23 protein-coding genes are annotated in these 25,615 nt (G+C 71.8%); 6 read left to right on the forward strand and 17 right to left on the reverse strand.

Going from position 1 to position 25,615, the window contains the following annotated elements; genetic code table 11:
- The 7 genes from ACFFBG_RS08815 to uraD form a co-directional block, all read right to left on the reverse strand.
- Complete coding sequence (locus tag ACFFBG_RS08815; RefSeq protein WP_375477732.1) at positions 1-1,167, reverse strand: ABC transporter substrate-binding protein; 1,167 nt, start codon at positions 1,165-1,167, stop codon at positions 1-3.
- Between the two features lie 147 nt (positions 1,168-1,314).
- Entirely contained in the window at positions 1,315-2,181 is an 867-nt protein-coding gene (gene pucL / locus ACFFBG_RS08820) for a factor-independent urate hydroxylase (protein ID WP_375477734.1), read from the reverse strand.
- A gap of 49 nt (positions 2,182-2,230) precedes the next feature.
- Entirely contained in the window at positions 2,231-4,873 is a 2,643-nt protein-coding gene (locus ACFFBG_RS08825; protein WP_375477736.1) for a molybdopterin-dependent oxidoreductase, read from the reverse strand.
- Positions 4,870-5,694 carry an FAD binding domain-containing protein gene (locus ACFFBG_RS08830; protein WP_375477738.1) on the reverse strand — a complete coding sequence of 275 codons (825 nt, stop codon included), beginning with the start codon at positions 5,692-5,694 and terminating at the stop codon, positions 4,870-4,872. Before ACFFBG_RS08830 ends, ACFFBG_RS08825 begins: the two co-directional genes overlap by 4 nt.
- 5 nt (positions 5,695-5,699) lie before the next feature.
- On the reverse strand, positions 5,700-7,046 hold the full coding sequence (locus ACFFBG_RS08835) for an 8-oxoguanine deaminase (protein WP_375477740.1): 1,347 nt from the start codon (positions 7,044-7,046) through the stop codon (positions 5,700-5,702).
- 72 nt (positions 7,047-7,118) lie between these two features.
- Positions 7,119-7,439, reverse strand: coding sequence for a hydroxyisourate hydrolase (gene uraH / locus ACFFBG_RS08840; RefSeq protein WP_375478163.1), 321 nt, complete (start codon positions 7,437-7,439; stop codon positions 7,119-7,121).
- 96 nt (positions 7,440-7,535) lie between these two features.
- Entirely contained in the window at positions 7,536-8,045 is a 510-nt protein-coding gene (gene uraD, locus ACFFBG_RS08845) for a 2-oxo-4-hydroxy-4-carboxy-5-ureidoimidazoline decarboxylase (protein WP_375477742.1), read from the reverse strand.
- A gap of 68 nt (positions 8,046-8,113) precedes the next feature.
- Between uraD and allB the strand changes: the two genes are divergently transcribed.
- The 4 genes from allB to ACFFBG_RS08865 are packed head-to-tail and all read left to right on the forward strand — an operon-like array spanning position 8,114 to position 13,341.
- Complete coding sequence (gene allB / locus ACFFBG_RS08850; RefSeq protein ID WP_375477744.1) at positions 8,114-9,496, forward strand: allantoinase AllB; 1,383 nt, start codon at positions 8,114-8,116, stop codon at positions 9,494-9,496.
- Positions 9,493-10,572, forward strand: a complete 1,080-nt coding sequence (alc, locus tag ACFFBG_RS08855) for an allantoicase (protein WP_375477746.1) — start codon at positions 9,493-9,495, stop codon at positions 10,570-10,572. The genes allB and alc overlap by 4 nt, the downstream gene beginning before the upstream one ends.
- A 10-nt stretch (positions 10,573-10,582) precedes the next feature.
- The gene (aceB, locus tag ACFFBG_RS08860; protein ID WP_375477748.1) at positions 10,583-12,142 is read left to right on the forward strand and encodes a malate synthase A; all 1,560 of its coding nucleotides are present in this window, start codon (positions 10,583-10,585) and stop codon (positions 12,140-12,142) included.
- Positions 12,142-13,341: a DUF6986 family protein gene (locus ACFFBG_RS08865; protein ID WP_375477750.1), complete on the forward strand. Its 1,200-nt coding sequence runs from the start codon at positions 12,142-12,144 to the stop codon at positions 13,339-13,341. Before aceB ends, ACFFBG_RS08865 begins: the two co-directional genes overlap by 1 nt.
- Before the next feature lie 24 nt (positions 13,342-13,365).
- Here ACFFBG_RS08865 and ACFFBG_RS08870 read toward each other — a convergent pair whose 3' ends face one another.
- The 3 genes from ACFFBG_RS08870 to ACFFBG_RS08880 form a co-directional block, all read right to left on the reverse strand.
- A complete protein-coding gene (locus tag ACFFBG_RS08870) occupies positions 13,366-15,204 on the reverse strand; it encodes an acyl-CoA dehydrogenase (protein ID WP_375477752.1) in 1,839 nt (612 codons plus the stop codon).
- A gap of 252 nt (positions 15,205-15,456) precedes the next feature.
- Positions 15,457-16,668, reverse strand: coding sequence for a phosphoglycerate dehydrogenase (gene serA / locus ACFFBG_RS08875; RefSeq protein WP_375477754.1), 1,212 nt, complete (start codon positions 16,666-16,668; stop codon positions 15,457-15,459).
- Between the two features lie 109 nt (positions 16,669-16,777).
- A complete protein-coding gene (locus ACFFBG_RS08880) occupies positions 16,778-17,074 on the reverse strand; it encodes a GlsB/YeaQ/YmgE family stress response membrane protein (protein WP_375477756.1) in 297 nt (98 codons plus the stop codon).
- Between the two features lie 185 nt (positions 17,075-17,259).
- Between ACFFBG_RS08880 and ACFFBG_RS08885 the strand changes: the two genes are divergently transcribed.
- Complete coding sequence (locus ACFFBG_RS08885; RefSeq protein WP_375477758.1) at positions 17,260-17,715, forward strand: MarR family winged helix-turn-helix transcriptional regulator; 456 nt, start codon at positions 17,260-17,262, stop codon at positions 17,713-17,715.
- A 100-nt stretch (positions 17,716-17,815) separates the two neighbouring features.
- Here the strand turns inward: ACFFBG_RS08885 and ACFFBG_RS08890 are convergent, their stop codons facing one another.
- Complete coding sequence (locus ACFFBG_RS08890; RefSeq protein ID WP_375477760.1) at positions 17,816-18,844, reverse strand: peptidoglycan-binding protein; 1,029 nt, start codon at positions 18,842-18,844, stop codon at positions 17,816-17,818.
- Positions 18,845-19,112: 268 nt separating this feature from the next.
- Here ACFFBG_RS08890 and ACFFBG_RS08895 point away from each other — a divergent pair, with 268 nt between their 5' ends.
- Positions 19,113-19,382 carry an STAS domain-containing protein gene (locus tag ACFFBG_RS08895; RefSeq protein WP_375477762.1) on the forward strand — a complete coding sequence of 90 codons (270 nt, stop codon included), beginning with the start codon at positions 19,113-19,115 and terminating at the stop codon, positions 19,380-19,382.
- Between the two features lie 42 nt (positions 19,383-19,424).
- On the opposite strand, the gene ACFFBG_RS08900 is transcribed toward ACFFBG_RS08895, so the two are convergent.
- The 6 genes from ACFFBG_RS08900 to ACFFBG_RS08925 form a co-directional block, all read right to left on the reverse strand.
- A complete protein-coding gene (locus tag ACFFBG_RS08900; protein WP_375477764.1) occupies positions 19,425-20,465 on the reverse strand; it encodes a putative zinc-binding metallopeptidase in 1,041 nt (346 codons plus the stop codon).
- A 97-nt stretch (positions 20,466-20,562) separates the two neighbouring features.
- Positions 20,563-21,756 carry an ABC transporter substrate-binding protein gene (locus ACFFBG_RS08905; protein ID WP_375477766.1) on the reverse strand — a complete coding sequence of 398 codons (1,194 nt, stop codon included), beginning with the start codon at positions 21,754-21,756 and terminating at the stop codon, positions 20,563-20,565.
- A gap of 95 nt (positions 21,757-21,851) precedes the next feature.
- Positions 21,852-22,691: an ABC transporter permease gene (locus tag ACFFBG_RS08910; protein WP_375477768.1), complete on the reverse strand. Its 840-nt coding sequence runs from the start codon at positions 22,689-22,691 to the stop codon at positions 21,852-21,854.
- Positions 22,688-23,578: an ABC transporter ATP-binding protein gene (locus tag ACFFBG_RS08915; protein WP_375477770.1), complete on the reverse strand. Its 891-nt coding sequence runs from the start codon at positions 23,576-23,578 to the stop codon at positions 22,688-22,690. Before ACFFBG_RS08915 ends, ACFFBG_RS08910 begins: the two co-directional genes overlap by 4 nt.
- Positions 23,575-24,552, reverse strand: a complete 978-nt coding sequence (locus tag ACFFBG_RS08920; RefSeq protein WP_375477772.1) for an ABC transporter permease — start codon at positions 24,550-24,552, stop codon at positions 23,575-23,577. Before ACFFBG_RS08920 ends, ACFFBG_RS08915 begins: the two co-directional genes overlap by 4 nt.
- A complete protein-coding gene (locus tag ACFFBG_RS08925) occupies positions 24,549-25,610 on the reverse strand; it encodes a TIGR03842 family LLM class F420-dependent oxidoreductase (protein WP_375477774.1) in 1,062 nt (353 codons plus the stop codon). Before ACFFBG_RS08925 ends, ACFFBG_RS08920 begins: the two co-directional genes overlap by 4 nt.
- Between the last annotated feature and the right edge of the window lie 5 nt (positions 25,611-25,615).

Consider the following 25,615-nt stretch of genomic DNA (forward strand, 5'->3'; position numbering starts at 1 on the left):
TCAGCTCTTCAGGCTCGGATTCTCCTTGTACACCGCGTCCAGCAGGGACAGGTCGAAGAGCTTGTCGGCGGTGATGCTGATGCCGATGACGCCGAGCGCCTTGATGATGTCGGCCTGCAACGCGTCGGTGAGGGTGAACAGGCCGTTGGCCTGGGTGTCGGGGGTGACGATGAGCTTCGCCTGCTCGGTCGCCTCCTTCGTCTGCTCGGCCACCTTCAGGCCCTTGCCCTTGCCGTAGGTGTTGACCGCGAGGGCCGCAGAGCCGGCGGGGCTGGCGACGGCGTCCTTCCAGCCCAGGATCTCTGCCTTGAGAAAGGCCTTGAGCATGTCCGGCTTGTTCTGGATGGTGTCGTCGGTGACGGTGAACGTCTCGGCCGTCAGCGGCAGGCCGTTGTCGGCGAACGCCAGGGTGACCGGCTTGAAGCCCTCGGACGCCACCAGGATCGGCTCGTTGGTCAGGTAGGCCATGTAGCCGTCGATCTTCTTCGCGGTCAGGTCAGCCGGCGTGTAGCCGGTGGCGACCTCGTGGACGCTCTTCGGGTCGATGCCGTTGGCCTTCAGGAAGCCGCCGAAGATCGTCTGGTTGGTGCCGGCCTGGATGCCGACCGTCTTGCCCTTCAGGTCCGCGGGCGTGCGGATCGGCTTGCCCTCTTCGAGCGACAGGATGCAGAACGGGTTCTTCTGGTAGGTGCTGCCGATGATCTTGAGCGGGGCGCCCTGGCCGGTGATCACGCGGGCGGTGGCGTCCGGGGCGGACAACCCGACGGTCACGTTGTTGGCCGCGACGAGCGCGTCGGCGCTGGCGACCGGGCCGGTGACCAGCTTGACGGAGGAGAAGCCTGCCTGCTTGTAGTAGCCCTTCGAGTCGGCGTAGAACTCGCCGGAGAACTCGATGTTCTTGATCCAGGAGAGCTGGACGGAGATCGCGCCGAAGTCCTTGGGCGCGCTCGAGGACGACCCGCCGGTGTCGGTCGAGCCCGACGTCGTCGAGCCGCCCGAGCTGCTCGGACCGCTCGAGCTGCTCGGCGCGCTGGAGGAGCAGGCGGCCAACGCCGATCCGCCGGCCAGCAGGGCGGCGCCGGCGCCAAGGCCGCGCAGCACCGCGCGCCGGTCGAAGTCGCGGCCGTCGAGCAGGGCGTCGAGGCGTCGGTCGCGTCGGTCGGTCACAGATCCCCCAGGAGGTGGTTGGGCGCGGCCGCGCTGACGCGCTGCCGGCATGTCGCGAGGACGCTAGGCAGACCGGGTTTCGGTCGCGTTAATGGCGCGCTTCGCCCGCGTGTGCCAAGTTTCGAAACGGCATCAACCTCGCCGCGCTCAGACCCAGGCGAGGCCTTCGGGCGGCGCGTCGTCGGCGAGCACCGTGCCCTCGATCAGCCCGTACGGACGGTCGGCCGCCCAGTAGACCTCGTTGTCGTTGCTCAGCCCGAACGGCGCGAGGTCGACAAGGAAGTGGTGCTTGTTCGGCAGTGCGAGCCGCACCTCGCAGATGTCGGGGACGCTCTCGACGATCCGCGTGCCGATCGCGAACAGCGTCTGCTGGAGGGAGTAGCTGTAGGTGTCGGCGAAGGCGTCGGCCAACGCGGCGCGGGCGGCGCCGTAGGCGTCGGTCCACTCGACGTCCACGCCGCGGTAGCGCCAGCGCGCGCTGACCTCGGTGGCGAGGATCCGGTCCTTCGTCTCGGCGAGCGTCGTGTACTCATCGCGCGGGAAACCCCAGAACTCGGAATTGGTCGTGTTCAGCACGACGAGGTCCTCGACGCCTGACACGACGCTGGCGCCGAGGTCGGCGTCCAGCACGACCGTCGTCGTCCGCGTCGCGGCGCCGCTGCGGCAGAACGAGTGCGCGCCGGAGCGCGTCCAGGACGCCTCGGCGACGTGCACGCGCGCCCGGGTGATCGGCTGCTGGGTCGAGACGAAGTGCTCGGCGAGCGCCAGTGCGTACGCCTCGGCCGGCACGGCGCCGAGCGTCTTGGCGAAGACGAACGCGGTGTTCTTCTGCGTGTCGGTGGCGAGCACGGCGGAGTTGTCGCCGGTGAGGTGGGTGGCGGCGAGCTCGCCGGACAGACTGGTCGACACCGTCCGGTCGGTGACGAGATCGCCGCCGTCCGGCGCGCCGCCGCGCGCGACGTGCACGACGTGCGTCTCGGCCTTGCCGTACCGGTTGGGCCCGAGCTGGACCATCGCGCGTTCCTTCCCCTCGCCGGCGCCGGCCGAGCGGCCGGCGCTGGCGTCAGAGTGTGCCGCCGCCAGGTTGCGGCCGCGTGTCCGCCTGCCGCGCGCCCGCCTGCCGCGTGTCCGCCTGCTCGAGCGCGAGCCAGAGCCGGTCGCGGGACATCGGCAGTGACGTGACCCGCACGCCCGTCGCGTCGCGGATCGCGTTCGCCAGCGCCGGGGCGACCGGGTTGAACGGCGCCTCGCTCATCGGCTTGGCGCCGAGCGGGCCGAACGGGTCGCTGCTGTGCGCGAACAGCACCTCGGTCGGCGGGACGTCCGCGATGGCCGGGATGTGATATTCGCGCAGCGCCCGGGTCGTCACCCGGCCGGCCGAGTCGATGTCGACGTGCTCGTGCAGCGCGGCGCCGAGCGCCTGCGCGACGCCGCCCTCGACCTGCCCGCGGCACTGCGCCTCGTTCAGCACCGTGCCGGCGTCGACGGCCTGCACGCTCTGCAGGATCGCGACCTCGCCGGTGGCCGGCCGGACGGCGACCCGGAAGCCGTGCACGGTGAACGACACCGAGCGGCGCAGGCCGTCGCATTCCCCTTCGCCGACGAGCACCTGCCCGGCGGCGCGGCGGTCCGCCGCGCCGGGCTCGGCCAGCAGCGCGGCGAGCGACTGCGCGGCGCGCAGGGTCGCGGTGCCGGCCACCACCGTGCCGGTCGAGCCGAAGGCGCCGGTGTCGCGTCGCACCAGGTCGGTGTCGGATTGCCGCACGGTGATGTCCGCGGTGTCGCAGCCGAGCGCCGCGGCGGCGAGCTGCTGGTGCACGGTGGTGGTGCCGTTGCCGAACTCCGAGGTGCCGACGCGCAGCTCGTAGCCGCCGGCCGGCAGCGCGGCGATCGTCGCGTGCGCGTCGTGCCCGCCGGGCGGGACGGTGTCCAGCATCGTCACGCCGGCGCCCTGGCCGAGCAGCCACCCGTCGCCCGCCGGCGGCGGCGCGCCCCGGCCGCTGGCGAGCGCGTCCTCGACGAGGTCGAGGCACTCGGGCAGCCCGTAGCTGGCGATCTGGACGTTGTCCGCCTCGGCCTCGATGCAGATGAGCGGGTCGCCGGGCCGCACAACGTTGCGCCGGCGGAAGTCGACCGGGTCGAGGTCGAGCCGGCGAGCGAGCTCGTCCAGCGCGCTGTCGATGGCGAACGCCGACTGGCTTAGCCCGTAGCCGCGGAACGCCCCGGCCGGAACCGTGTTGGTGTACGCCGACCACGCGTCCACCCGCTTGTTCGCGCACCGGTAGAGCGAGATCGCCTCGCCGCAGTGGTGGAACAGCACGCCGCGCGCGTGGTTGCCGTACGCGCCGGTGTTCGCGATCGTGCGCAGCGCCATCGCGGTCAGCGTGCCGTCGCGCCGCGCGCCCAGCGTCACCGTCATCTGCATCGGATGCCGGGTGGATGTCGCGGCGAACTGCTCCTCGCGGGTGAATTCCAGCTGCACCGGCCGGCGCAGCGCCAGCACGGCGAGCGCGACGACGTCCTCGGTGAACATCTCCTGCTTGCCGCCGAAGCCGCCGCCGACCCGGCCCACGACCACGCGCACCGCGGCCGGGTCCAGATCGAAGATCCGGGCCAGGGCGTCGCGGGTGAGGAACGGCGTCTGGCTCGACGTGCGCAACACCAGCCGGCCGTTGTCCAGCCAGCCGACGCTGGCGTGCGTCTCCAGGCTGACGTGCTGCAGCCGCTGCACGTCGAAGGACAGCTCGACGACCTCGTCGGCCGCGGCCAACGCGGCGTCCACGTCGCCGACGTGGCCGTGCACCTCGGCGGCGATGTTGCGGGCCGGGTCGGCGATGCCGGCCTCGAACGGCTTGTCCCCGTGCAGCGCCGGCGCGCCCGCGCGCACCGCCTCGAGCGGGTCGAACACCGCCGGCAGCGGCTCGTACCGCACGTCGACGAGGCGGGCCGCCTGCTCGGCGAGCTGCGGCGTCTCGGCGACCACCGCGGCGACTCGCTGGCCGACGAAGCGCACGACGGGATCGAGCAGCAGCGTGTCGTAGGCGTCGTCGTCCGGGCTGTGGTGCCGCGCGGTCGAGTACAGCGTCGGCGGCGAGTCGCCCGGCGTGAAGACGGCGACGACACCGGGCAGCTCGAGCGCGCGACGGCCGTCGATCGCCAGCACCCGGGCATGCGGGTGTGGCGATCGCACCAGCTTCATGTGCAGCACGCCCGGCGCCGGCTCGTCCAACGTGAAGGCGGCGCGGCCGGTGACGATTGCCGAGCCGGCGGGCGCGCGCGCATCCGTCTCGGCCCGTGGACGGCCGGCGAGCGCGTCGCGGATCGAGCCGTAGCCGGTGCACCGGCACAGGTTGCCCTTGAGCGCGCGCTCCGGTCGGCGGCGCTGCTCGTCGTCAAGGGCGGCGACCGTCATCACCATGCCAGCGGTGCAGAATCCGCACTGGAAGCCCTGCGCGGCGACGAACGCGGCCGGCACGGGATGGGGGCCCAAACCGCGGACGGTGGTGATCCGGCGGCCGTCCGCGCGCAGCGCCGGATACACGCAGCTGTGCACCGGCGCGCCGTCGACGTGCACGGTGCAGGCGCCGCAGTCGCCGGCGTCGCAGCCCTTCTTGACGCCGTAGCTGCCCTGCTCGCGCAGGTAGGTGCGCAGGCACTGCCCGGGCCGCGGCGGAGTGTCCGCCAGCTCGCCGTCGATCTCGATCACCGGGCGCCGCCGGCGCCGGCCAGTTCGGCGACGACCTCGCCGACCAGCCGCGCGGTCATCGCCGCCCGCCAGCGCGGGTCGCCGTGCACGTCGTCGTGCCAGCCGCCGCGGTCGCCGATCGCCGCGTCGAGCGAGCGGACGGCGGCGCCGGTTTCCGGCAGCTGCGGGAAGCGGACCTGCACCGGCCGGGTGGTCGACGCGGTGACGGTGAGCACGACCTCGCCGGCGGCGTCGAGCCGGCCGATCACCAGGGCTGCGGATCGGCCGTGGGCGGCGAGCGAGATCTGCCGGAAGGCGGTGCGCGCCGCCAACGCCGCGCCCGGCAGCTGCACCGAGCGCAGCAGCTCGCCCGGGCGCAGCGCCGTCTGCCGCGACCCGGTGACCAGGTCGACGACGGGCAGCGTGCGCGTCGACCCGTCCGGCGCCCACACCACGCATGTTCCGTCGAGCGCCGCGGTCAGCGAGGTCATCGCACCGGCGGGGAGGGCGAGGCACAGGTTGCCCCCGACCGTCGCGGTGTGCAGGATCTTGAACGAGGCCAGCAGCGCGTCGCAGCACTGCCCCATCAGCGGCGGCGGCCCGCCGAGGTGCGCGGCCGGCCACGCGGCGAGCTCGGCGATCGTGCAGGTCGCCGCGATCTCCACGCCGCCGTCCGGCAGCACGGTGAGCGCCGGCCAGTCGAACGACGCGAGGTCGAGCAACCGGGTGACGCCGGGCTGCGGCTCGGAGAACAGCCACGTCCCGCCGGCCAGGAAGGCGTCGCCCGGCTGCCAGGCCGCGGTCGCGGCCGGGACGTAGGCGGACACGTCGATGAGATCCATGAGCGTCAACCGCGGGCGATGACCGCGCTGGCCGCGCCGGCGGCGGCGGCCAGCTCGCTCTCATCGGCGGTGGTGAGGACGCCGTCGCGCACGACCGGGGCGCCGCCGACGAACAGGTGCGCCACCGTCGCCGCGCCGAAGACGAGTTCGGTGACCGGGTCGGCGACCCCGGCGCCGGGCAGATCGGCGACGCGCCACAGCGCGACGTCGGCCAGCTTGCCGACCTCCAGGGAGCCCAACTCGCTGCCTCGGCCGAGGCAGCGGGCGCCGCCGATGGTCGCCATTCGCAAGGCCTCGCGGGCGGTCAGCGCCTGCGGGCCGCCGCGATAGCGGGCCGCGAGCAGCGCCTGGTGCAACTCGTCGACCATCCGGCCGGACTCGTTGGACGCCGCGCCGTCGACGCCCAGCCCGACCGGCGCTCCGGCGTCGAGCAGGCCGCGCACCGGCGCGATGCCCGAGCCGAGCCGGCCGTTGGACGTCGGGCAGTGCGCGACCCCGGTTCCCGTCGCGGCGAAGCGGGCGACCGCGTCGCCGGACAGGTGCACGCAGTGCGCGAGCCAGACGTCGTCGGCCAGCCAGCCGAGATCCTCCGCGTACTGGGCCGGCGTGCGGCCGAACGTCTCGAGGCAGAACCGCTCCTCGTCGAGCGTCTCGGCGAGGTGCGTGTGCAGCCGGACGCCGCGCTCGCGGGCCAGCGCGGCGCTGTCGCGCATGAGCTCGGCGGTGACCGAGAACGGCGAGCACGGCGCCACCGCGATCCGGGTCATCGCATCGGGCGCAGGGTCGTGCCAGCGGTCGATCGCGTCCGCGGTCGCGGCGAGCGCGGCGTCGTGCGTCTCGACCACCGAGTCCGGCGGCAGGCCGCCCTGCGACTCGCCCAGGTTCATCGAGCCGCGACCCGGATGGAACCGGACGCCGATCGAGCGCGCCGCGAGGATCTCGGCCTCGAGCAGGTCGCCTGCGCCGGCCGGGAAGACGTAGTGGTGGTCGGTCGTCGTCGTGGCGCCGGTGAGCGCCAGCCAGGCCAGGTTGGCCGACGCGGCGGCGTGTACGAGCTCCGGCGTCAGGCGGGCCCAGATCGGATAGAGCGTCGTCAGCCAGCCGAACAGCGTGTCATCGGTGGCGTAGCCGCGGGTGATCCACTGATAGAGGTGGTGGTGGCTGTTCACCAGCCCGGGCGTGGCCAGCAGGCCGCTCGCGTCGAGGCGCTCGGCGTTGTCGACCGCCGGCGCCGGCCCCGCGCCGACCGCGGCGATCCGGCCGTCGCGCAGCACGACGTGCCCGTACGCGTGCTCGGCGCCGGCGGCGTCGACCGTCGCGACCGCGCAGCCGTCCAGCACGATCGTCGGCATCCGAAGATCCTCTCAGCGGTTCGGCCGACACTGTCGCGCGGCCCGATTTCGAACCGGTTTCCGGATCCGGTTTCAGGATCCGCGATAGGTCGAGTATGCGAACGGGCTGAGCAGCAGCGGGACGTGGTGGTGCGCGGCGGCGTCGACGATCCGGAACACCACGACGACCTCGGGATAGAACGTCTCGCCGGCGAAGTGCCGCTCCACGTCGAAGCGCAGCCGATAGTCACCAGCCGCGGCGTCAGCGGCGAGATCGGCGACCCGGCCGTCGGCGTCAGTGGCCCGGCGAGCGACCTCCGTCCAGCCGGTGTCGGAGCGGCGATCCAGCACGACCGGCACCGCCGCCGCGGGACGTCCAGCCACCGCGTCGAGCACATGCGTCGAGATGCTGATTGCGTCACCTGCCTGCTTCTCGTAGTTCCGTGGTGCTCATTTCTGGGCCGAAATCGGACCGCACGGAACCAGGAGAAGCGGACGGCGCGGGGGTGCTCACGCGAGCACACGGGCGATCCGCAGCCGGACGATCGCGGCCAGCTCGGTGCGCACGACGTGCTGCTCGGTGTCCGCGTCGTTGTCCAGGCGCTCGTGCAACGCGGCGAGCAGCTGCTCCGCGGACCGGCCCGTCGCGCAGATCAGGAAGACGTGCCCGAACCGGCGTTCGTAGGCGAGGTTGCCGCGGTGCAACGCGGCAGCCGAGTCCGTCCCGGAGGTCGCCGCGCCGGCCTGCTCCTCGCGCGACCACGCCGCCTCTCGCTCCGCGCCGCCGGCCCGCTCGCCGATCCGCGCGTGCGCCGCCATCGCCTGCTCGATCTCCGTCCACGGCAGCGCTGACAGCACCTCGTCCGAGGCGGCCCAGAGCTCGTGCACGTCGGCGTACGGCCGGCGCGCGACAACCGCGGCCAGCCACGCGGCGCTGGCGCACGCCGGGCGCAGCAGGTCGCCCGCCACGTCGGCAGGCAGGGCGTCGAACGCGGCCACGTCCAGCACCGGCTCGGTCACGCCGCCAAACCTATGGCCGGACGGCCGCCGCGGCGCGGAAACACGCCTGTGCCACGATCGCCTGAGCTATGGAGGCCGAACCCAGCGCGACGGTGTTGCGCGCCGAGCGGATCGTGACGCCGGCCGGCGAGCGGGCCGGCTGCGTGGTCCTGCGCGGCGGGCTGATCGCCGACGTCACCGGGCACGCCGACCCCGGCTCGGCGGAGGTCGTCGAGCTGCGCGCCGACCAGGTGCTGCTGCCCGGCCTGGTGGACACGCACGTGCACGTCAACGAGCCCGGCCGCACCGAGTGGGAGGGCTTCGCGACGGCGACCGCCGCGGCCGCCGCAGGCGGGGTCACGACGATCGTCGACATGCCGCTGAACAGCATTCCGCCGACGATCGACGTCGACGCCTTGGCGGTCAAGCGCGCGGCGGCCGCTGGGCAGCTCGCCGTCGACGTCGCGTTCTGGGGCGGCGCCGTGCCGGGCAACGCCGGCGAGCTGGCCGGATTGCACGCCGAGGGCGTCGTCGGCTTCAAATGCTTCCTGCTGCCATCCGGCGTGGACGAGTTCCCGCCGCTCGACCCGGCGCAGCTGGCGCTGGCGATGCAGACGATCGCCGGCTTCGGCGGCCTGCTGATCGCGCACGCCGAGGACGGCGCGGTGATCGACGCCGCCCCGGCGCCGCACGGGCGTGACTACCGCGACTTCGTCGCGTCCCGACCCCCCGAGGCCGAGCGGCGGGCCGTCGTAGCGCTCGTCGACGCGGCGCGCCGGACCGGCTGCCGGGCCCACGTGGTGCATCTGTCCAGCGCGGCGACGCTCCCGGTGGTGCGCGCCGCGCAGGCCGAGGGGCTGCCGATCACCGCCGAGACCTGTCCGCACTACCTGACGCTGCGCGCCGACGACGTGCCCGAAGGCGCGACGCAATTCAAGTGCTGCCCGCCCATCCGCGACGCCGCCAACGCCGACGCGCTGTGGGCGGGACTCGCCGACGGCGTGCTCGACTGCGTGGTGTCCGACCACTCGCCGTGCACGATCGCTGCGAAGAAGCTCGACACCGGCGACTTCGGCGAGGCGTGGGGCGGCATCGCGTCCGTCCAGCTCGGGCTGCCGGTGATGTGGACCGCCGCCCGCGAGCGCGGCGTCGGCCTCGGCGAGCTCGTCGAATGGATGGCGGCTGCCCCGGCGCGCCTCGCCGGCCTCGACGGGCGCGGCGCGATCGCCCCCGGCTGCCGGGCCGACCTCGTCGTCTTCGCGCCCGATCGCAGCTTCGTCGTCGACGCGTCGCGGCTGCGGCACCGCAACCCGATCAGCCCGTACGCCGGGCAGACGCTGCGTGGGGTCGTCGAGCAGACGTGGTTGGCTGGCGTCCCGGTGCCGCTCGACGATCCTGCGGCGCCGCGCACCGGCCGGTTGGTCCGGCGATCGAGCGCTGCGGCGACCGGCGAAGGAGCGGACACGCCATGACGACGGACTTCCGGCTGCTGCCCGACGTCGCCAGCAGGGCGCTCGGCGCGACCGTGCTCGCGGTCAACGACGAGTTCTACGCCGACTCGCTGAACCTGATCTCGCCAGCGCCAGCTGGGCACGACCCGCTGGCCTACGCGCCGCGCGGCAAGGTATACGACGGCTGGGAGACCCGCCGCCGCCGCGGCGCCGAACTGCTGGCCGCCGGATCAGCCGCCGGTTCGGCGGACGGTTCTGCCGGCGGCGACTGGGTGATCATCCGGCTGGCGGTCCCGGCGATCGTGCGCGGCGTCGACGTCGACACGACGCATTTCCGCGGCAACTACCCGCCGTTCGCGTCGGTCGCGGCGGCGACGGTGCTCGGCTACCCGGGCCCGGAGCAGGTGTCGGCGGCGGTCTGGACGACGCTGGTCGAGCGGGCGCCGCTGACCGGCGACGCCTCGAACCTCGGCGCCGTCAGCGGCGCTGACACCCTCGCGACGCACGTCCGGCTGACCATCCATCCGGACGGCGGCGTCGCCCGGTTGCGGGTGTTCGGCGAGGTCGTGCCCGACCCGCGCCGGCTCGGCGGCCGGCCGGACCTCGCCGCGCTGGCCAACGGCGGACTGGTCGAGGACTGCAGCAACATGTTCTACAGCTCGCCGGCGAATGTGCTGTCGCCGGGCGTCGCGCAGGTCATGTCGGACGGTTGGGAGACCGCGCGGCGCCGCGACGACGGCAACGACTGGCTGATCGTCCGCCTTGCCGCCCCGGGCGTGCTGCGTGCGGCGGTGATCGACACGTCGCGCTTCGTGGGCAACGCGCCCGGCGAGGCGGCGCTGTCCGACGCCGACACCGGCGACCCGCTGCTGCCGCGCACCCGGCTGCTCGCGGACACCGAGCACCGCTTCCGGCTGGCGCCGGCGCCCGCGGTCCGCCGCGTGCGGCTCGACGTCTACCCGGACGGCGGCATCTCCCGGCTGCGGCTGCTGGGCGACGTCGCCGCCGACGCGCGCGAGAAGGTGGCGCGGCGCTGGACGGAACTCCTGCCGGACGACCAATTGGCCGCTGTCGACGCAGGCGAGTTCTACGCGTGAGGAGCCGAGGATGAGCGTGATCGTCGAAGGGCCGCAGATCGAGCGCGGCGAGGAGGTGCTGACCGAAGCGGCGCTGGACTTCCTCGCCGGCCTGCACCGCCGCTTCGCAAGCGTTCGGGCGGAGCTGTTGCGCCGGCGCGCCGAACGACGGGCCGAGGTCGCGCGCACCGGCCGGCTCGGCTTTCTGCCGGAGACCGCCGCGATCCGCGACGGCGACTGGCAGGTCGCGCCGGCGCCGCCGGACCTCGTCGACCGCCGGGTCGAGATCACCGGCCCCACCGAGCGCAAGATGATGATCAATGCCTTGAACTCGGGCGCGAAGGTCTGGCTCGCCGACCTCGAGGACGCGAACACCCCGCACTGGCGCAACGTCGTCGCCGGCCAGGTGAACCTGCGCGACGCGGTACGCGGGGACGCCTCTTTCGAGAATCCGGATGGTCGCGTCTACCGCCTGCGCGACGACGCGCCGCTGGCCACCATCGTCGTCCGGCCGCGGGGTTGGCACCTGGATGAGCGGCATGTGCTCGTCGACGGCGAGCCGTCGGTCGGCGCGCTTGTCGACTTCGGCCTGCACTTCTTCCACAACGCCCGCGCGCTGCTGGACAGCGGATCCGGCCCCTACTTCTACCTGCCGAAGATGGAGAGCCATCTCGAAGCGCGCCTCTGGAACGACGTGTTCACCCACGCCGAGGCCGAGCTTGGCATACCACACGGCACGGTACGGGCGACCGTGCTCATCGAGACGATTCCGGCGGCGTTCGAGATGGCCGAGATCCTCTACGAGCTGCGCGAGCACGCGTCCGGACTGAACGCCGGACGCTGGGACTACCTGTTCAGCATGATCAAGTATTTCCGCGACGCCGGGCCGGACTTCGTGCTGCCCGACCGGGCGGCGGTCACGATGACCGCGCCGTTCATGCGGTCCTACACCGAGCAGCTGGTGCGCACCTGCCACGCCCACGGCGCCTTCGCGATGGGCGGGATGGCGGCGTTCATCCCGTCGCGCCGCGACCCGGAGGTCACCGAACGCGCGCTGGCCAAGGTGCGCGAGGACAAGCAGCGCGAGGCCGACGACGGCTTCGACGGCTCGTGGGTCGCGCACCCGGACCTCGTCCCGCTGTGCCGCGAGATCTTCGACGCCGCGCTCGGCGAGCGTCCCAACCAGCTGGACCGCGGCCGCGAGGACGTCCATCCAGACGCGGACGGGCTACTGGATCTGCGCGCCACCGTGGCGCCGCCGACCGCCGCCGGGCTGCAGGCCAACGTCAGCGTGGGGCTGCGCTACCTCGTGTCGTGGCTGGCCGGCAACGGCGCGGCGGCGATCGACAACCTGATGGAGGACGCCGCCACCGCGGAGATCTCCCGGTCGCAGGTCTGGCAGTGGGTGCACGGCGGCGTCCACCTCGACACCGGCGAGCCGGTCACCGCCGGGCGGGTCCGTGAACTCGTCGCGGCCGAGCCGTTAGCCGGCCCGCACGCCGACGACGCGCGCCGGCTGTTCGCGCAGGTCGCCCTCGACGACGAGTTCGTCGACTTCCTGACCCTCGCCGCCTACCCGCTCATCGACTGATGCTCGACCCGTCGTTCGGCGACCGGCTGGACACGCTGCTCGCCGCGGACGACGCGGAGCGCGCCCGGCGTTACCCTGGCTCGGCGCCGGCCCGCCAGCCGGTGCACACCGTCTACGTGCCGGCCGACCGCTTCGGCGCGCACACCGTCCGCGAGTGGCGCAGCGCGGCGATCGGCGCGCTCGACGAGCACGGGCCGCTGCCGGTCGGGGACGCCACCCGAGCCGACGCGCTGGAAAGCCGGGTGCGGGACAAGCTCGCGACCGAGCCGATCGAGGATCTGCGCATCGATTTCGAAGACGGCTACGGCGTCCGGGACGACGCCGAGGAGGACGTGGCGGCGCGAGACGCGGCCACTGCGCTCGCCCGGACCGCAGACCAGACCCGCTTCGTCGGCATCCGGGTCAAGTCGCTGGAGCCGGCCACCCGCCGGCGCGCGGTGCGGACTCTGGACGTCTTCCTCGAGACCCTGCTCGGCCACGGCGCGTTGCCCGACGGCTTTCGGGTCACGCTGCCGAAGGTGACGTCGGTGCGCCAGGTCGAGGCGATGGTCGAGCTCTGCGCGGCGCTCGAGTCGACGTACTCGCTGCGCCGGGTTCGCTTCGAGTTGCAGATCGAGGCGCCGCAGGCAGTGCTCGGCCCGGACGGCACGGCGCTGATCGCCCGGATGATCGGCGCGAGCGCCGGCCGGTGCGCCGGACTGCACTACGGCACGTACGACTACAGCGCTGCGCTGGGCGTCGCCGCCGCGTACCAGTCCCTCGAGCACCCGGTGGCCGACCACGCGAAGGACGTGCTGCAGGTCGCCGCGGCCGGCACCGGCATCCCGGTGTCCGACGGCTCGACCAACGTCGTGCCCACCGGCTCGCGGAACGCCGTGCGCTCGGCCTGGGCGCTGCACGCCCGCCTCGTCCGCCGCTCGCTCGAGCGCGGGCTCTATCAGGGCTGGGATCTGCACCCGGCGCAGCTGCCGACCCGCTTCGCCGCCACGTTCGCGTTCTTCCAGGACGGGCTGCCGACTGCGGCCGGACGGTTGCGCGGCTACCTCGACCGGGTCGAGCGCGGCGTGCTGGACGAGCCGGCGACAGCGCGTGCGCTCGCCGGCTTCCTGCTACGCGGCCTGCGCTGCGGCGCGCTCGACGAGCACGAGATCGAGCAGCTGGCCGGCCTGGACGAGGCTGCGCTCACCTCGCTCGCGTGAGCGCCAGCGCTACTCGCGCGTGCGTCAGAAGGACTCTTCGGCAACGTCCATCAGCGAGTTGTCCATGGCCTCGGCGACCGCGCGGCGGGCCGACAGCTCGGGCAGGACGGTGGTGGCGAAGGACCGGGCGACAGCGGGCTTGCCGGCGTAGAACGCCCGGTCGGCGGCCGAGAGGCCATTGCCGTCCAGCCGCTCGAGCGCGACCGACGCCTGCCGCAGCAATAGGTAGCCGACCATCAGGTCGCCGGCCGACAAGAGCGCGCGGGTGGCGTTCTGGCCGACCTTGTAGACGTTGGTGACGTCCTCCTGGCCGCTCATCAGCTGGCTGAACATCGCGCCGATGATCCCGCCGAAGTCCTCGAGCGCCTTCTGCAGCGCGGCGCTCTCCTCCTTCAACCGGCCCTCGTCCGCGATCGACTCGAGGAAGCCGGTGATCTCGGCCGACAGCGCGCCGAGCGCCGCCCCCTTGTTGCGGACGATCTTGCGGAAGAAGAAGTCCTGACCCTGAATGGCCGTGGTGCCCTCGTAGAGTGTGTCGATCTTGGCGTCGCGGATGTACTGCTCGAGCGGGTAGTCCTGCAGGTAACCCGAACCGCCGAAGGTCTGCAGCGCCTGGGCGAGCTGGTCGTAGCTGCGCTCGGAGCCCGCGCCCTTCACGATCGGCAGCAGCAGGTCGTTGATCGCCTCGTCCAGCGTCGTGTCGGCGCCCTCGTGCTCGCCGACGATGATCCGGTCCTGCGCGGACGCGGTGTAGTAGACGAGCGCCCGCATGCCCTCGGCGTAGGCCTTGTTCAGCATCAGGCTGCGCCGGACGTCCGGGTGGTTGATGATCGCCACGCGCGGGGCGGCCTTGTTCGCCGCCTGGGTGAGGTCCGCGGACTGGATGCGAGTCTTGGCGAACTCCAGCGCGTTGAGGTACCCGGTGGACAGCGTCGCGATGGCCTTCGTGCCCACCATCATCCGGGCGTGCTCGATGACCTGGAACATCTGCGCGATGCCGTTGTGCACGTCGCCGACGAGCCAGCCCTTGGCCGGGACGTCCGGGTTCTCGCCGAAGCGCAGCTCGCAGGTCGTCGAGGCCTTGAGGCCCATCTTGTGCTCGACGTTGGTGACGTAGGCGCCGTTGCGCTCGCCGATCTCGCCGGTGTCCGGGTCGAAGTGGAACTTCGGCACCACGAACAGCGACAGCCCCTTGGTGCCCGCGCCGGCACCCTCAGGACGGGCCAGCACCAAGTGGATGATGTTGTCGGCCATGTCGTGCTCGGCCGAGGTGATGAACCGCTTGACGCCTTCGAGGTGCCACGAGCCGTCGGACTGCGCGACGGCCTTGGTGCGCCCGGCGCCGACGTCGGAGCCTGCGTCGGGCTCGGTCAGCACCATCGTGGCGCCCCAGCCATGGTCGACCATCTGCTGGGCGACCTTCTTCTGCGTGTCGTTGCCGTTCTTCCACAGGATGCCGGCGAACGGCGCGCCGGCCAGATACATGTGCAGGGCCGGGTTCGAGCCCAGCACCTGCTCCGCGACGGCCCATACGAGGGCGCGCGGGACGAGCTGGCCGCCGAGTTCCGGGATCGTCTCCAGCCGCCACCACTCGCTGTCGTACAGCGTCTTGTAGGACTTCTTGAGCGACTCGGGAACCGTCACGGAGTTGGTGTCCGGGTCGAAGACCGGCGGGTTCCGGTCGGCGTCGACGAACGACGCGGCCAGCGGGCCCTCAGCGAGCTTCGCGACCTCTTCGATCATCCCTCGGGCGGTGTCGACGTCGAGATCGTCGAACGGCGCCTTCTCAAGCAGCTTGTCGGTTCCGAACACCTCGAACAAGTTGAACTCGATGTCGCGGACGTTGCTCTTGAAGTGCCCCATGGCGTGCTCTCCGTCGTCGTGGCCAGTGGCGGGTTACCCGCCAGTAACAACGAGGATATTACCCGCGGGTAGCTTCCGGCAAGCGCGCGCAACCATGTGGTGTTGGCTACCGTGTCGCGCGTGCCGTGACGACGGCGACCTGACACCGGGCGGCCCCGACAGTGGTCACTTACGGGCTCAGTGGTCGCTGGTAGCTGACCACTGAGCGCGTAAGTGACCACTGTCGAAGGAGCTCGTCACGTGGTGAGCCGGCTAGAAGATCACGCGCAGGCGCACGGTCTCGGGCATGCCGCGGATCTCGTCGACGATCGTCTGGGTGACGCCGCTGGCGCTGTCGGTGACGACGTAGCCGAAGTCGCCGCGGGTGCCCAGCAACTGCGCCTCGACGTTGACCCCGTGCTCGGCCAGCAGCCCGTTCACCCGGGCGAGCACGCCCGGCACGTTGCGGTGCAGCAGGATCAGCCGCAGCGTCCCCTCCGGACGCGGCAGCGCGAGCGATGGGACATTCACGCTCATCGCGGTCGAGCCGTCCCGCACGAAGTCGCGGAACTTGCCGGCCACGAAGCGCCCGATGTCCTGCTGCGCCTCCTCCGTCGACCCGCCGATATGCGGGGTGAGGATGACGTTCGGCAGTCCGCGCAGCTCGGAGACGAACTCGTCGCCCCGGCCCTTCGGCTCGACCGGGAACACGTCCACCGCCGCGCCGGCGACGTGGCCGCGCTCGATGTGCGCGCGCAACGCGGCGTAGTCGACGACGAACCCGCGGGACAGGTTGAGAAACAGCGACCCGGGCCGCATGGTGGCGAAGTCCGCGTCGCCGAAGAAGTTCTCGTTCGCCGCCCGGCCGTCCACGTGCAGGGTGACGACGTCGGACTCGGCGAGCAGCTCCTTCAGTGACAGGCTGCGTCGGGCGTTGCCGAGCGCCAGCCGGTCGGCGGTGTCGAAGAACAGCACTCGCATGCCCAGACCCTCGGCGAGCACCGACAGCTGGGTGCCGATGTTGCCGTAGCCGACGATGCCGAGCGTCCGGCCGCGGACCTCGTGAGCGCCGTCGGCCGACTTGTCCCACACCCCGGCATGCATCAGCGCGTTCTTCTCGGTCAGCCGGCGGGTCATCGCGATGATCTCGGCGATCGCGAGCTCGACCACCGAGCGGGTGTTGGAGAACGGCGCGTTGAAGACCGTCACGCCCGCCTCGCTCGCGGCCACGAGGTCGATCTGGTTGGTGCCGATGCAGAAGGCGCCGATCGCGACGAGCCTCGGCGCCGCGTCGAGCACGCGCCGCGTCACCTGGGTCTTCGACCGGATGCCCAGCAGGGTGACGTCGCGCATACGGGACACGAGTTCGTCCTCGTCGAGCGCGCGGTCGACGCGTTCCACGACGAAGCCGGCCGAGTGCAGGATCTCCTCCGCGTCGGGATGGATCTGCTCGAGCAGAAGCGCGCGGACGGTGCTGTCACTCATGAGGCGAGTCTAGGGACGGCCGGGATCGAATACCGGCAAGGCGAAGCCCCCGCCCGGAGTGTGGGCGGGGGCTTCGTGGCGGTTGCCTGCGCTCACATGCGCAGGGACGTCACACGCGCAGGCCGCGCCCGCTGTGCGAGTTGCTGTGCACGGCGCGGTAGATCAGCAGTGCGATGACGGCGCCGATGATCGAGCCGATCAGCCCAGACGGCTGGAAGAACCCGTCCGACTTGTCCTTGTGGAACAGCACGTAGGCGAGAAACCCGCCGACGAACGAGCCAACGATGCCGAGCAGCATCGTGGCGCCGATGCCCATCGGGTCGCGACCCGGGACCAGCAGCCTGGCGAGCGCTCCGGCGAGCAGCCCGACCACGGCGAGCGTGATGATGAGACCGATGATGTGCATGTGCATCCTCCTTGGTGCGTGTGTTGACTCAGGTTTTACCCTGGCCAAATCGGTCGTAACGCCTTGGAAATTTCTTCCAGCTAGTGGGGAGATTTCCCCGCTGACCCCGACGCCGCCCAGCGGCCGCTCACCGCAGGGGCTCACAACGCGAAATACTTGAACTCTCAACAATGTACGCTTCGGGCATGGCGACGCGGTGGCTGACACCCGACGAGCAGCGAACATGGCGGCGTTATCTCGAGTCGAGCAAAGTGCTCCTCGACGTGCTCGACCGGCAGCTGCAACACGACGCGGACTTGCCGCATGCCTACTACGAGATCCTCGTGCGGCTGTCTGAGGCCGAAGACCGCTCCTTGCGAATGAGCGAGCTCGCCGACTTGACCCGCTCGTCGCGCAGCCGACTGTCGCATGCGGTGGCCCGGCTCGAAGAGCGCGGCTGGGTCGAGCGCGCCGACTGTCTGACGGACCGGCGCGGCCAGCTCGCCCAGCTCACCGACGCCGGCCACGACGTGCTCAGGGCCGCCGCGCCGGGGCACGTCGACACCGTCCGCAGGTACTTCATCGACGCTCTGACGCCTGCACAGCTCGGCCAGCTCAGCGACATCGGCGAGCGGATCATCGCGCGCGTGCAGCAGAGCTGACGAATGCTCTCGGACCGGCTCAACGGTCAGTCGCGCCCGTCAGCGGTCGGTTGTCGCTGACCACTGCGCGGCAATCGGCCACCTATGTGGGTCGCAGCGGTCAGCGCGTGGCGCGCAGCAACGCCCGCCACGTCTTCGGGTTCATCGCGCCGGACGCCGGGCAGCGCGGGTGCGCCCGCTGGAAGGCCCGCACGGCGCGCGCGGTCCGCGCGGTGAACCTGCCGGTCGTCGGGACGTGCACCGCGCGTTGCACCGCGCTCACCGACGGACCGGACCAGCCGCGGCGGACCGCGGCGCCGGAGTACCTGACCAACGCGCGTTTCGTCGCCGAACTGCCCTTTCTGGCCCGGATGGTCGGGTATTTCGCGCAGCCCGCGGTGTTGCGTTTCTTGTAGAGGTAGGCCCAGTTCAGGTCCCGTGCGCGGCACGGTCCGAAGTCGGCGGCGTACACCCGCGTGGTCCAGAAGGTCGTGCGCCCGAACGCGCCGTTCCACGACAGCGAGATGTGCATGTGCGTGCGGTGGCAGGCGTTGTCGTACGTCCGCTGCTTCAGGTGGGCGCAGCCGTTGTAGGGCGCCCATTTGCCATCCCAGGCCCCCCACATCCGGTTGTCGTAAATGAGGTACATGACGCCGAGGCGACGGGCCATCGCGAACCGGTTGCCGGCCCTGTCGGTGGCGAGCAGCCATGTGATCGCGGCCTTCGCCGCGGCGTGCTGCTTGCGGTTGTGGATGTCCACCATCCAGTCGATGGCCCGGCCGTCGTAGTGCTCGCTGCGCGCGCCGTCGGTGCCGCAGGCGTAGGTCGAGTTCCAGCTCGCGGCGCCGTAAGCGCGATAGGTCGTCGCCAACAGCTTCGCCAGCTTCGCGGTGCCGCGCCGCACGTGCGGATCGCAACTCGTCTCGCCGACGTAGCCGGCCAACGGCTCGATGGCCGAAGGAAACGCGGCGCGGGCGCGCGGCGGCGGCGCTGTCGCGACCGCCGCAGTCGACTTCGCGCCATGCGCGGCGCTCGGTTCGGCGCGGGCGATGTCAGCGGTGGGCGTCAAGGCGACGGTCACCAGCCCGACAGTCACCAGGCCGACGCCGAACTCAGCGAGGCGCGAGAAGAAAAGCCGAGACACGAACATCAGTCCTCTTGTGCGGCCCCGCGCAATCCCCGCGCGGATTGTAGCCAGCGCGAGCTGGTTGTCCGACATAGACCGCGGAACGCGGAGGAGATCCACGGCGCCGGGGCGTGGCGGTTTGGCTGCTCTCTAGAGACGGGTAAAGGGAACGCGGAGGCGTGCCGTCGGGGGATGCCGAGCAGTACCGGGGGAACCGATGGTGTCCGCTTCGCGGAACTCGACCGGCGCCAACAGCCTTGTCTTCGAAGTCGCCACGCGATCGTCGGACCCGATGCGCGCCCGGCTTTCGATCGCCGGCACTTTGAATGCCCAGACGTGCGCGCTCCTCACGAGCGCGATCGACGCCCACCTGCGCTCAGGGCGGCGGCACCTGCGCATCGACATGACGCTCGCCGAGGCCGTCGACGAGGGCGCGGTCGCCGCCCTGCGCGACGCGCAGCGCGCGGTCGCGGGCCTCGGTGGCGTGCTGGCGTTGGACAACGCGACGGCGCAACTGGCCGGCCGGCTCGCCGAGGACTCGCTCGTCTCCGCCTCGGCCTGATCGCTTAGCGCGTTCGCCGACGCGGCGCCCCGGAGCTCCGACTCAGCGGACCGACGTCACCACCACGTGCACGAAACGCATCTTGGTCAGCACGGCGGGAGTGAGGCGGAACGGGTAGAGGTCGTCCTTGCCCATGCTGCGGTTCAGCGCGTTGAGCGCCATCTCGAGCGCGATCCACGACTGCGCCAACTCCTCGAACGTCGCGACGTGCTCGTCGGGCTCGACGTCGAGATTGGCGTTCGAGGCGAGCGAGAGGTCGAGGTCCGGGCCGCCGACCCGCACGCCCCAGGCCGCAGCGGTCTCCGTCGTGTCGCGGATGTGCAGGTAGTGCGCGAAGGTCTCCGCCCAGTCCTCCCACGGGTGGGCGGCCGCGTAGTGGCTGACGTGCGTGTCCATCCAGTCGATCCCAGGCGGCTTGCCGTAGTGCTCCTGCAGCGCCTCGGCATAGTCGCGCTGCTCGTTGCCGAACAGCTCGCGGAAGCGGTCGAGGAACGGCGTGCCGTCAACCAGCACGTCCCAGTACCAGTGGCCGATCTCGTGGCGAAGGTGGCCGAGCATCGTGCGGTAGGGCTCGGCTAGTTGCACCCGTAGCGCCTCGCGGTGCGGGTCGTCGCCCTCGGCCAGGTCGATCGTGACGACGCCGCTGGCATGCCCGGTGGTGACCGGCTCGGCCACGCTGGACAGCAGGTCGAACGCGAGACCGTGCTCGGGGTCGACGGCGCGCGGCGTGGTCGGCAGGCCGATATGGTCCAGCTGGTAGACGAGCCGGCGCTTCGCGCCCTCGGCCAGGGCGAAGGCGGCCATCCCGGCGAGGTCGTCGTCGGCGGGCCGGGTGCGGGTGAGGGCGCACGACCCGCACAGCCGCCCGCCGGCTGAACCGGTGGCGACCGCGCTCGGCCCGTCGTCGAGGAGCCAATTGCAGTTGGCGATCACCCGGTTGGCGCACCGCCGCGGCTCGTCGGCGGCGACCACGACGAGGTCCTGCCGGCCGCGGTCGTAGGCCAACGAGGACCCGCAGGTGAGGCAGCGGTCGTTGTCGAAGAAGACCAGGCTGCGGCAGGTGCCGCAGGCGAAAGCGCGCATCGATCCAGTCTCCCCGACACGCAGACGTCCGCCGTGCGCGCCGTCGACGGACGGGCGAACACGGCGGACGCCGCGTGGTGCGATGTGTCGCGACGGCTTACGCGCCGCCGGCTTTCAACGTGACGGTGATCGGCTTGAAGTTCGCGCCGGTCGTGTCGAGCCCCATCTTCTTCAGCTTGGCCAGCGCCTTCTCGGTGAACGCGTTCGTGTACGCCTCGCCCGTCGGCGCGCCGGTGAGCACCGTCTGGCCGTCCTTGTTCTTGGTCTGCGAGGCGATCGAGACGGTGCGGTCCCAGGCGGTTTTGTCAACCATCCCGATGCCCTGCGGCGACGGCCAGATCAACTTGTTGACCTCGTTGGTCTGCCACAGCTGATGGCTCGCGCCGAGCTTCGACCCAGCCTTCACGACATCGTCGCGGCACTCGCTCGGGTGGCCAGCGCAGTAGATCCAGCCCTCGTAGCTCGCCGTCAGGAACTTGACGGTCGTGGCCTGGAACGCCGGGTCCTGGAGCTTGGTGGTGTTGGCCCAGACCGCGTCCTGCAGCATCGCCGTGCCGACGTCGTTCCAGTTCAGCACGTTGAGGTCGCTCGGCTGGTACAGCTTGCCGGTGGCCGGGTTCTTCGCCTCGAGCACCTGGGCGTACTCGTTGTAGACCATCGCCTGGGCGGCGTCGATGTCCCCGGCGAGGAACGCGTTCATGTCGAACTGCTGCTGGACGATCTTGACGTCGCTGCCCGGGTTCAGACCGTCCTTCGTCATCCCGGCGAACAGCTCGTACTCATTGCCGAAGCCCCAGTCGCCGACCGTCTTGCCCTTCAGGTCCGCGACCGAGGTGATGTTGTTTTTCTTGAAGGAGATCTGCCGCGTTCCGGACTTCTGGAACACCTGGCCGACGTCGGTGATGTTGGCGCCCTTCTGCCGGGACTGCAGCGCCTTCGGCACCCACGCGATGGCGAAATCAGCCGAGCCGCCGTCGTCGACGGTCGTCTGCGGGACGGTGTCGGTGCCGGCCGGCACGATCTTGATGTTGATGCCCTGCTGCGTGTAAAAGCCCTTGGCATAGGCCGCGATGTAGCCGGCGAACTGCGCCTGCGTCACCCACTGCAGCTGCAGGGTGACGTTCACCGGCTTGGCCGCCGGGGCGCCGGCGCTGCTGCTGGACGAGCTGGAGCTCGAACTGCCGCCCCCGCCGCCCCCGCCACTGGTGCCGCTGCTGCTGCAGGCAGCGAGAGTGAGCGCGGCGGCGCCAGCGGTGGTGACGCCAAGCACTCGTCGGTGGAACCTGTTCATCAATTTCCTTCCTGAGGATGGGTGTGCTCGGCGACGCTGCCGGTATACGGGGATGGTGCGGATTGGGGTGGAGCTGGGCCGGTGGACCCGGTCGGTCACGTCAGCGGCGCCGCGCGCCGGCCCAGAGCCAGATATTCGAGCAGCGCGGCGCCGAGGTAGAACAGCAGCCCGAGCACCACGGCGCCGAGCACGGACGCCCACGCGGACGGGTAGTCCGTCGCGCCGACCGAGGACGTGATGCGCGAGCCGAGCCCGTTCTGCAGTCCGCCGAAGTACTCGCTGACCACCGCGGCGATGACCGCCAGCGAGGACGCGACGCGCAGGCCGGTGAAGAAGTGCGGCAGGGCGCCCGGCACGCGGACCGTGCGCAGCACGGCGGTGCTGCTCGCGGCGTAGCTGCGCATGAGCTCGCGGTGCACCGGGGTCAGCCGGGCCAGGCCGCGGTAGACGTTGACGAACACCGGCACGAAGGCGCTGATCGCGACGACCTCCCGCCTCGGCAGCGAGGACAGCGGCGAGTACATGTTGTTGAGCAAGGGCGCCAACGCCACGATCGGCATGGCGGCGAGCGCCGCGACCAACGGCGCGATCGCTCCGCCCAGCACCGGGACGCGGGTGGCCAGCGCGGCGAGCAGCACGCCCAGCACGACGCCGAGTACCAGCCCGACCAGGGCGTTCAGCCCGCTGGTTCCGGCCGCCTTCGCGATTGCCGAGCTGTTGTCCAGAGCGGCCGACCAGATGTCGCTGGGCGCCGGCAGCACGAAGCTGCGGATGTCGGCGGCCCGCACGAACAGTTGCCAGACGCCGAGGAACAGCACCCCGAACAGCACCGGCGGCGCCACCCGCGCCGCGACCGCACCGGCTCGATTCGGCGGGCCGCCCCGTCGGGCAGCGGAGCGCGCGCCGGCTCGGGTCGACGCGCCGGTCGCGCTCACAGCGCGCCTCGCGCGCGTTCCAGCCGGGCGTCCACTCCGGCTTCGACGTCGGCTTCCGGCGCCGAGCGGCCGCGCAACGCCTCGCGCACCTGCGTGATGGCGGAGTAGAACTGCGGCGCCTCTCGGGTGTCGTCGGTGCGCGCGCCGAGATCGATCGAGATCACCTGCTCGATGCGCCCGGGCCGCGGCGACATCACGACCACCCGATCGGAGAGGAAGACCGCCTCGGGAATCGAGTGGGTGACGAAAACAACGGCGGCCCCGGTCTCGGCGGCGATGCGCACGAGCTCGTTCTGCATCCGCTCGCGAGTCATCTCATCGAGCGCGCCGAACGGCTCGTCCATCAGCAGCAGCGCCGGCTTTTCGGCCAGCGCCCGGGCGATCGCGACGCGCTGCTGCATGCCGCCGGACAGCTGCGGCGGCCGATGCCTGGCGAAGTCGGCGAGTCCGACGAGGTCGAGCAGCTCGGCGGCGCGGGCCTTGCGCTTCGCGCGGTCGACGCCGTGCAGCTCGAGCGGCAGCTCGATGTTCGCCGTCACCGTGCGCCACTCGAGTAGACCGGCCTGCTGGAAGGCGATGCCGTAGTCCTGGTCGAGCCGCGCCCGTCGGGCGGTCTTGCCGTTGACCTCGACCGAGCCGCCGCTCGGCTCGATCAGGTCCGCAATGACGCGCAGCAGCGTCGACTTGCCGCATCCGGACGGGCCGATCAGCGAGACGAACTCGCCGCGGGCGACGGTGAGGTCGATGCCGTCGAGCGCGAGCACCGAGCCCTTGCGCCCACCGAAGGACTTGCTGACCCCGTGCGCGCGCACCGCCGCGGGGACCTCCGGCCCGCCGGCGGGCGGCGGCGTCGCCGGCTCCGGGTCCGGCTGCGTTCGTTCGGTCATCGCGACTCCGTCCCACGCGAGTAACGCCACAGCGCGAGGTCGAGCAGGCCGATCACGGCGGCGGCCGCCAGACCGAGCACGGCGGCGCCAATGACCGCCGCGTACACCCGGGACGGGTCGCCGGTGGCCTGCTGGGAGTAGGTGATGATCAACCGGCCGACTCCGCCGTCCAGGCCGGTCGAGATCTCGGCGACGATGGTGCCCACCACCGCGCCGGCGGCCGCCAGCCGCAGCGACGGCACGAGATAGGGCACCGACGCGGGCAGCTTCAGGCGCGCCAGCGTCTTCCACCACCCGGCCGCGGAGCAGCGGAAGTAGTCGGCGTGCACCGCCGTGGGCGAGGCCAGGCCGCGCACCATTCCGACCGAGACCGGGAAGAACGCGAGGTAGGCGGCGATCACCGACACCGACATCCACGGCTGCCACTCGAACGAGCCGATCTTCGAGCCCTGGCCCCAGCGGGTGACGAGCGGCGCCAGCGCGATCAGCGGCACCGTCTGGCTGAGCACGACGTAGGGCATGAGCGCGCGCTCGGCGAGCACCAGCCGGTTCATCAGCAGCGCGAGCAACATGCCGACCACGACGCCGAGCGCGAACCCGGCCGCGGCCCAGCGCAGCGTGTGGAAGCCGGCGTCGACGACGGAGTCGAGCACGGTCTTCGGCGGCCCGAAGGTGATCGCGCCGCCGACCTCAGGCGAGCCGAACGCGTGCCAGATGCGCGACAGGTGCGGCATCGACGCGTCGCCGGTGCGCGGCAGGATGCGCGCGCCGAGCACGGTGACCCCGTTGGCCGGCCCCCAGTCCTTGTAGGCCTCCCAGATGGCGCCGAGCGCGACGAGCGCGGCCGCCACGAGCAGGGCGCGCACGCCGTGTCGCGCGACGCGTCTGCGCAGGCCGCCCGAGCGCGCCGTGGCGACCGGGGCCGCAGGCGTCTCCAGGGGTCGGCGCAGGACGTCCGAGGCAGGCGCCGTCATGTTTTCGCGGACTTGCGGACGTTGACGGCCGGCAGCACCTTGTCGCCGTAGGCGGCAAGTGTCTCGGCCTTGGCGTCGTGCTGCAGGTACAGCGCGAACTGGTCGACGCCGAGCGACTCGAGCTCGCGCAGCCGGGCGACGTGGTCCTCGACCGGGCCGAGCAGGCAGAACCGCTCGATGACCTCGTCCGGCACGAAGTCGGTGTGCGTGTTGCCGGCCTTGCCGTGCGAGTTGTAGTCATAGCCCTGCCGGCCGGCGATGTAGTCGCTCAACGCCTTCGGCACGGTGACGGGTGCGCTGCCAGCACCGCCGCCGGTTCCGTCGCCGCTGCCGTACCGGGCCACGATGTCGGCGACGTGGTTGCCGACCATCCCGCCGAACCATCGGCACTGGTCTCTGGCGTGCGCACGCGCCGCGGCGGTGTCGTCGGTGACGTAGGCCGGCGCCGCGACGCAGATGGTGATCGCCTCGGGGTCGCGGCCGGCGTCGGCCGCCGCCTTGCGCACCGCGGCGATCGACCACTCGGTGATGGCCGGATCGGCGAGTTGCAGGATGAACCCGTCCGCCACCTCGCCGGCCAGCGCCAGCGCTTTCGGTCCGTAGGCGGCCATCCAGATCGGCAGTTTCGAGCCGACCGACCACGGGAACTGCAGCAGGGTGCCCTTGTAGTCGGCCTGCTCGCCGTTGGCCAGCGCGCGGATGACCCCGATCGACTCGCGGAGGGTGGCGAGGGTGACCGGCTTGCCGTTGATCACCCGGACCGCTGAGTCGCCGCGGCCGATGCCGCAGATCGTCCGGTTGCCGAACATCTCGTTCAGCGTGGCGAACAGCGACGCCGTCACCGTCCAGTCGCGGGTCGCCGGATTGGTGACCATCGGGCCGACCAGCACCTTGCGGGTGCTGGCCAGGATCTGGCTGTAGACGACGTACGGCTCCTGCCAGAGAAGGTGCGAGTCGAAGGTCCACACATGCGTGAAGCCGAGCAGCTCGGCTTGCCGGGCGAACTCCACGACGCGCGCCGCCGGCGGGTCGTTCTGCAGCACAACTCCGAAATCCACGAGCG

This window comes from uncultured Jatrophihabitans sp., assembly GCF_964251945.1.
In the GTDB taxonomy this organism is placed as follows: Bacteria; Actinomycetota; Actinomycetes; order Mycobacteriales; family Jatrophihabitantaceae; genus Jatrophihabitans.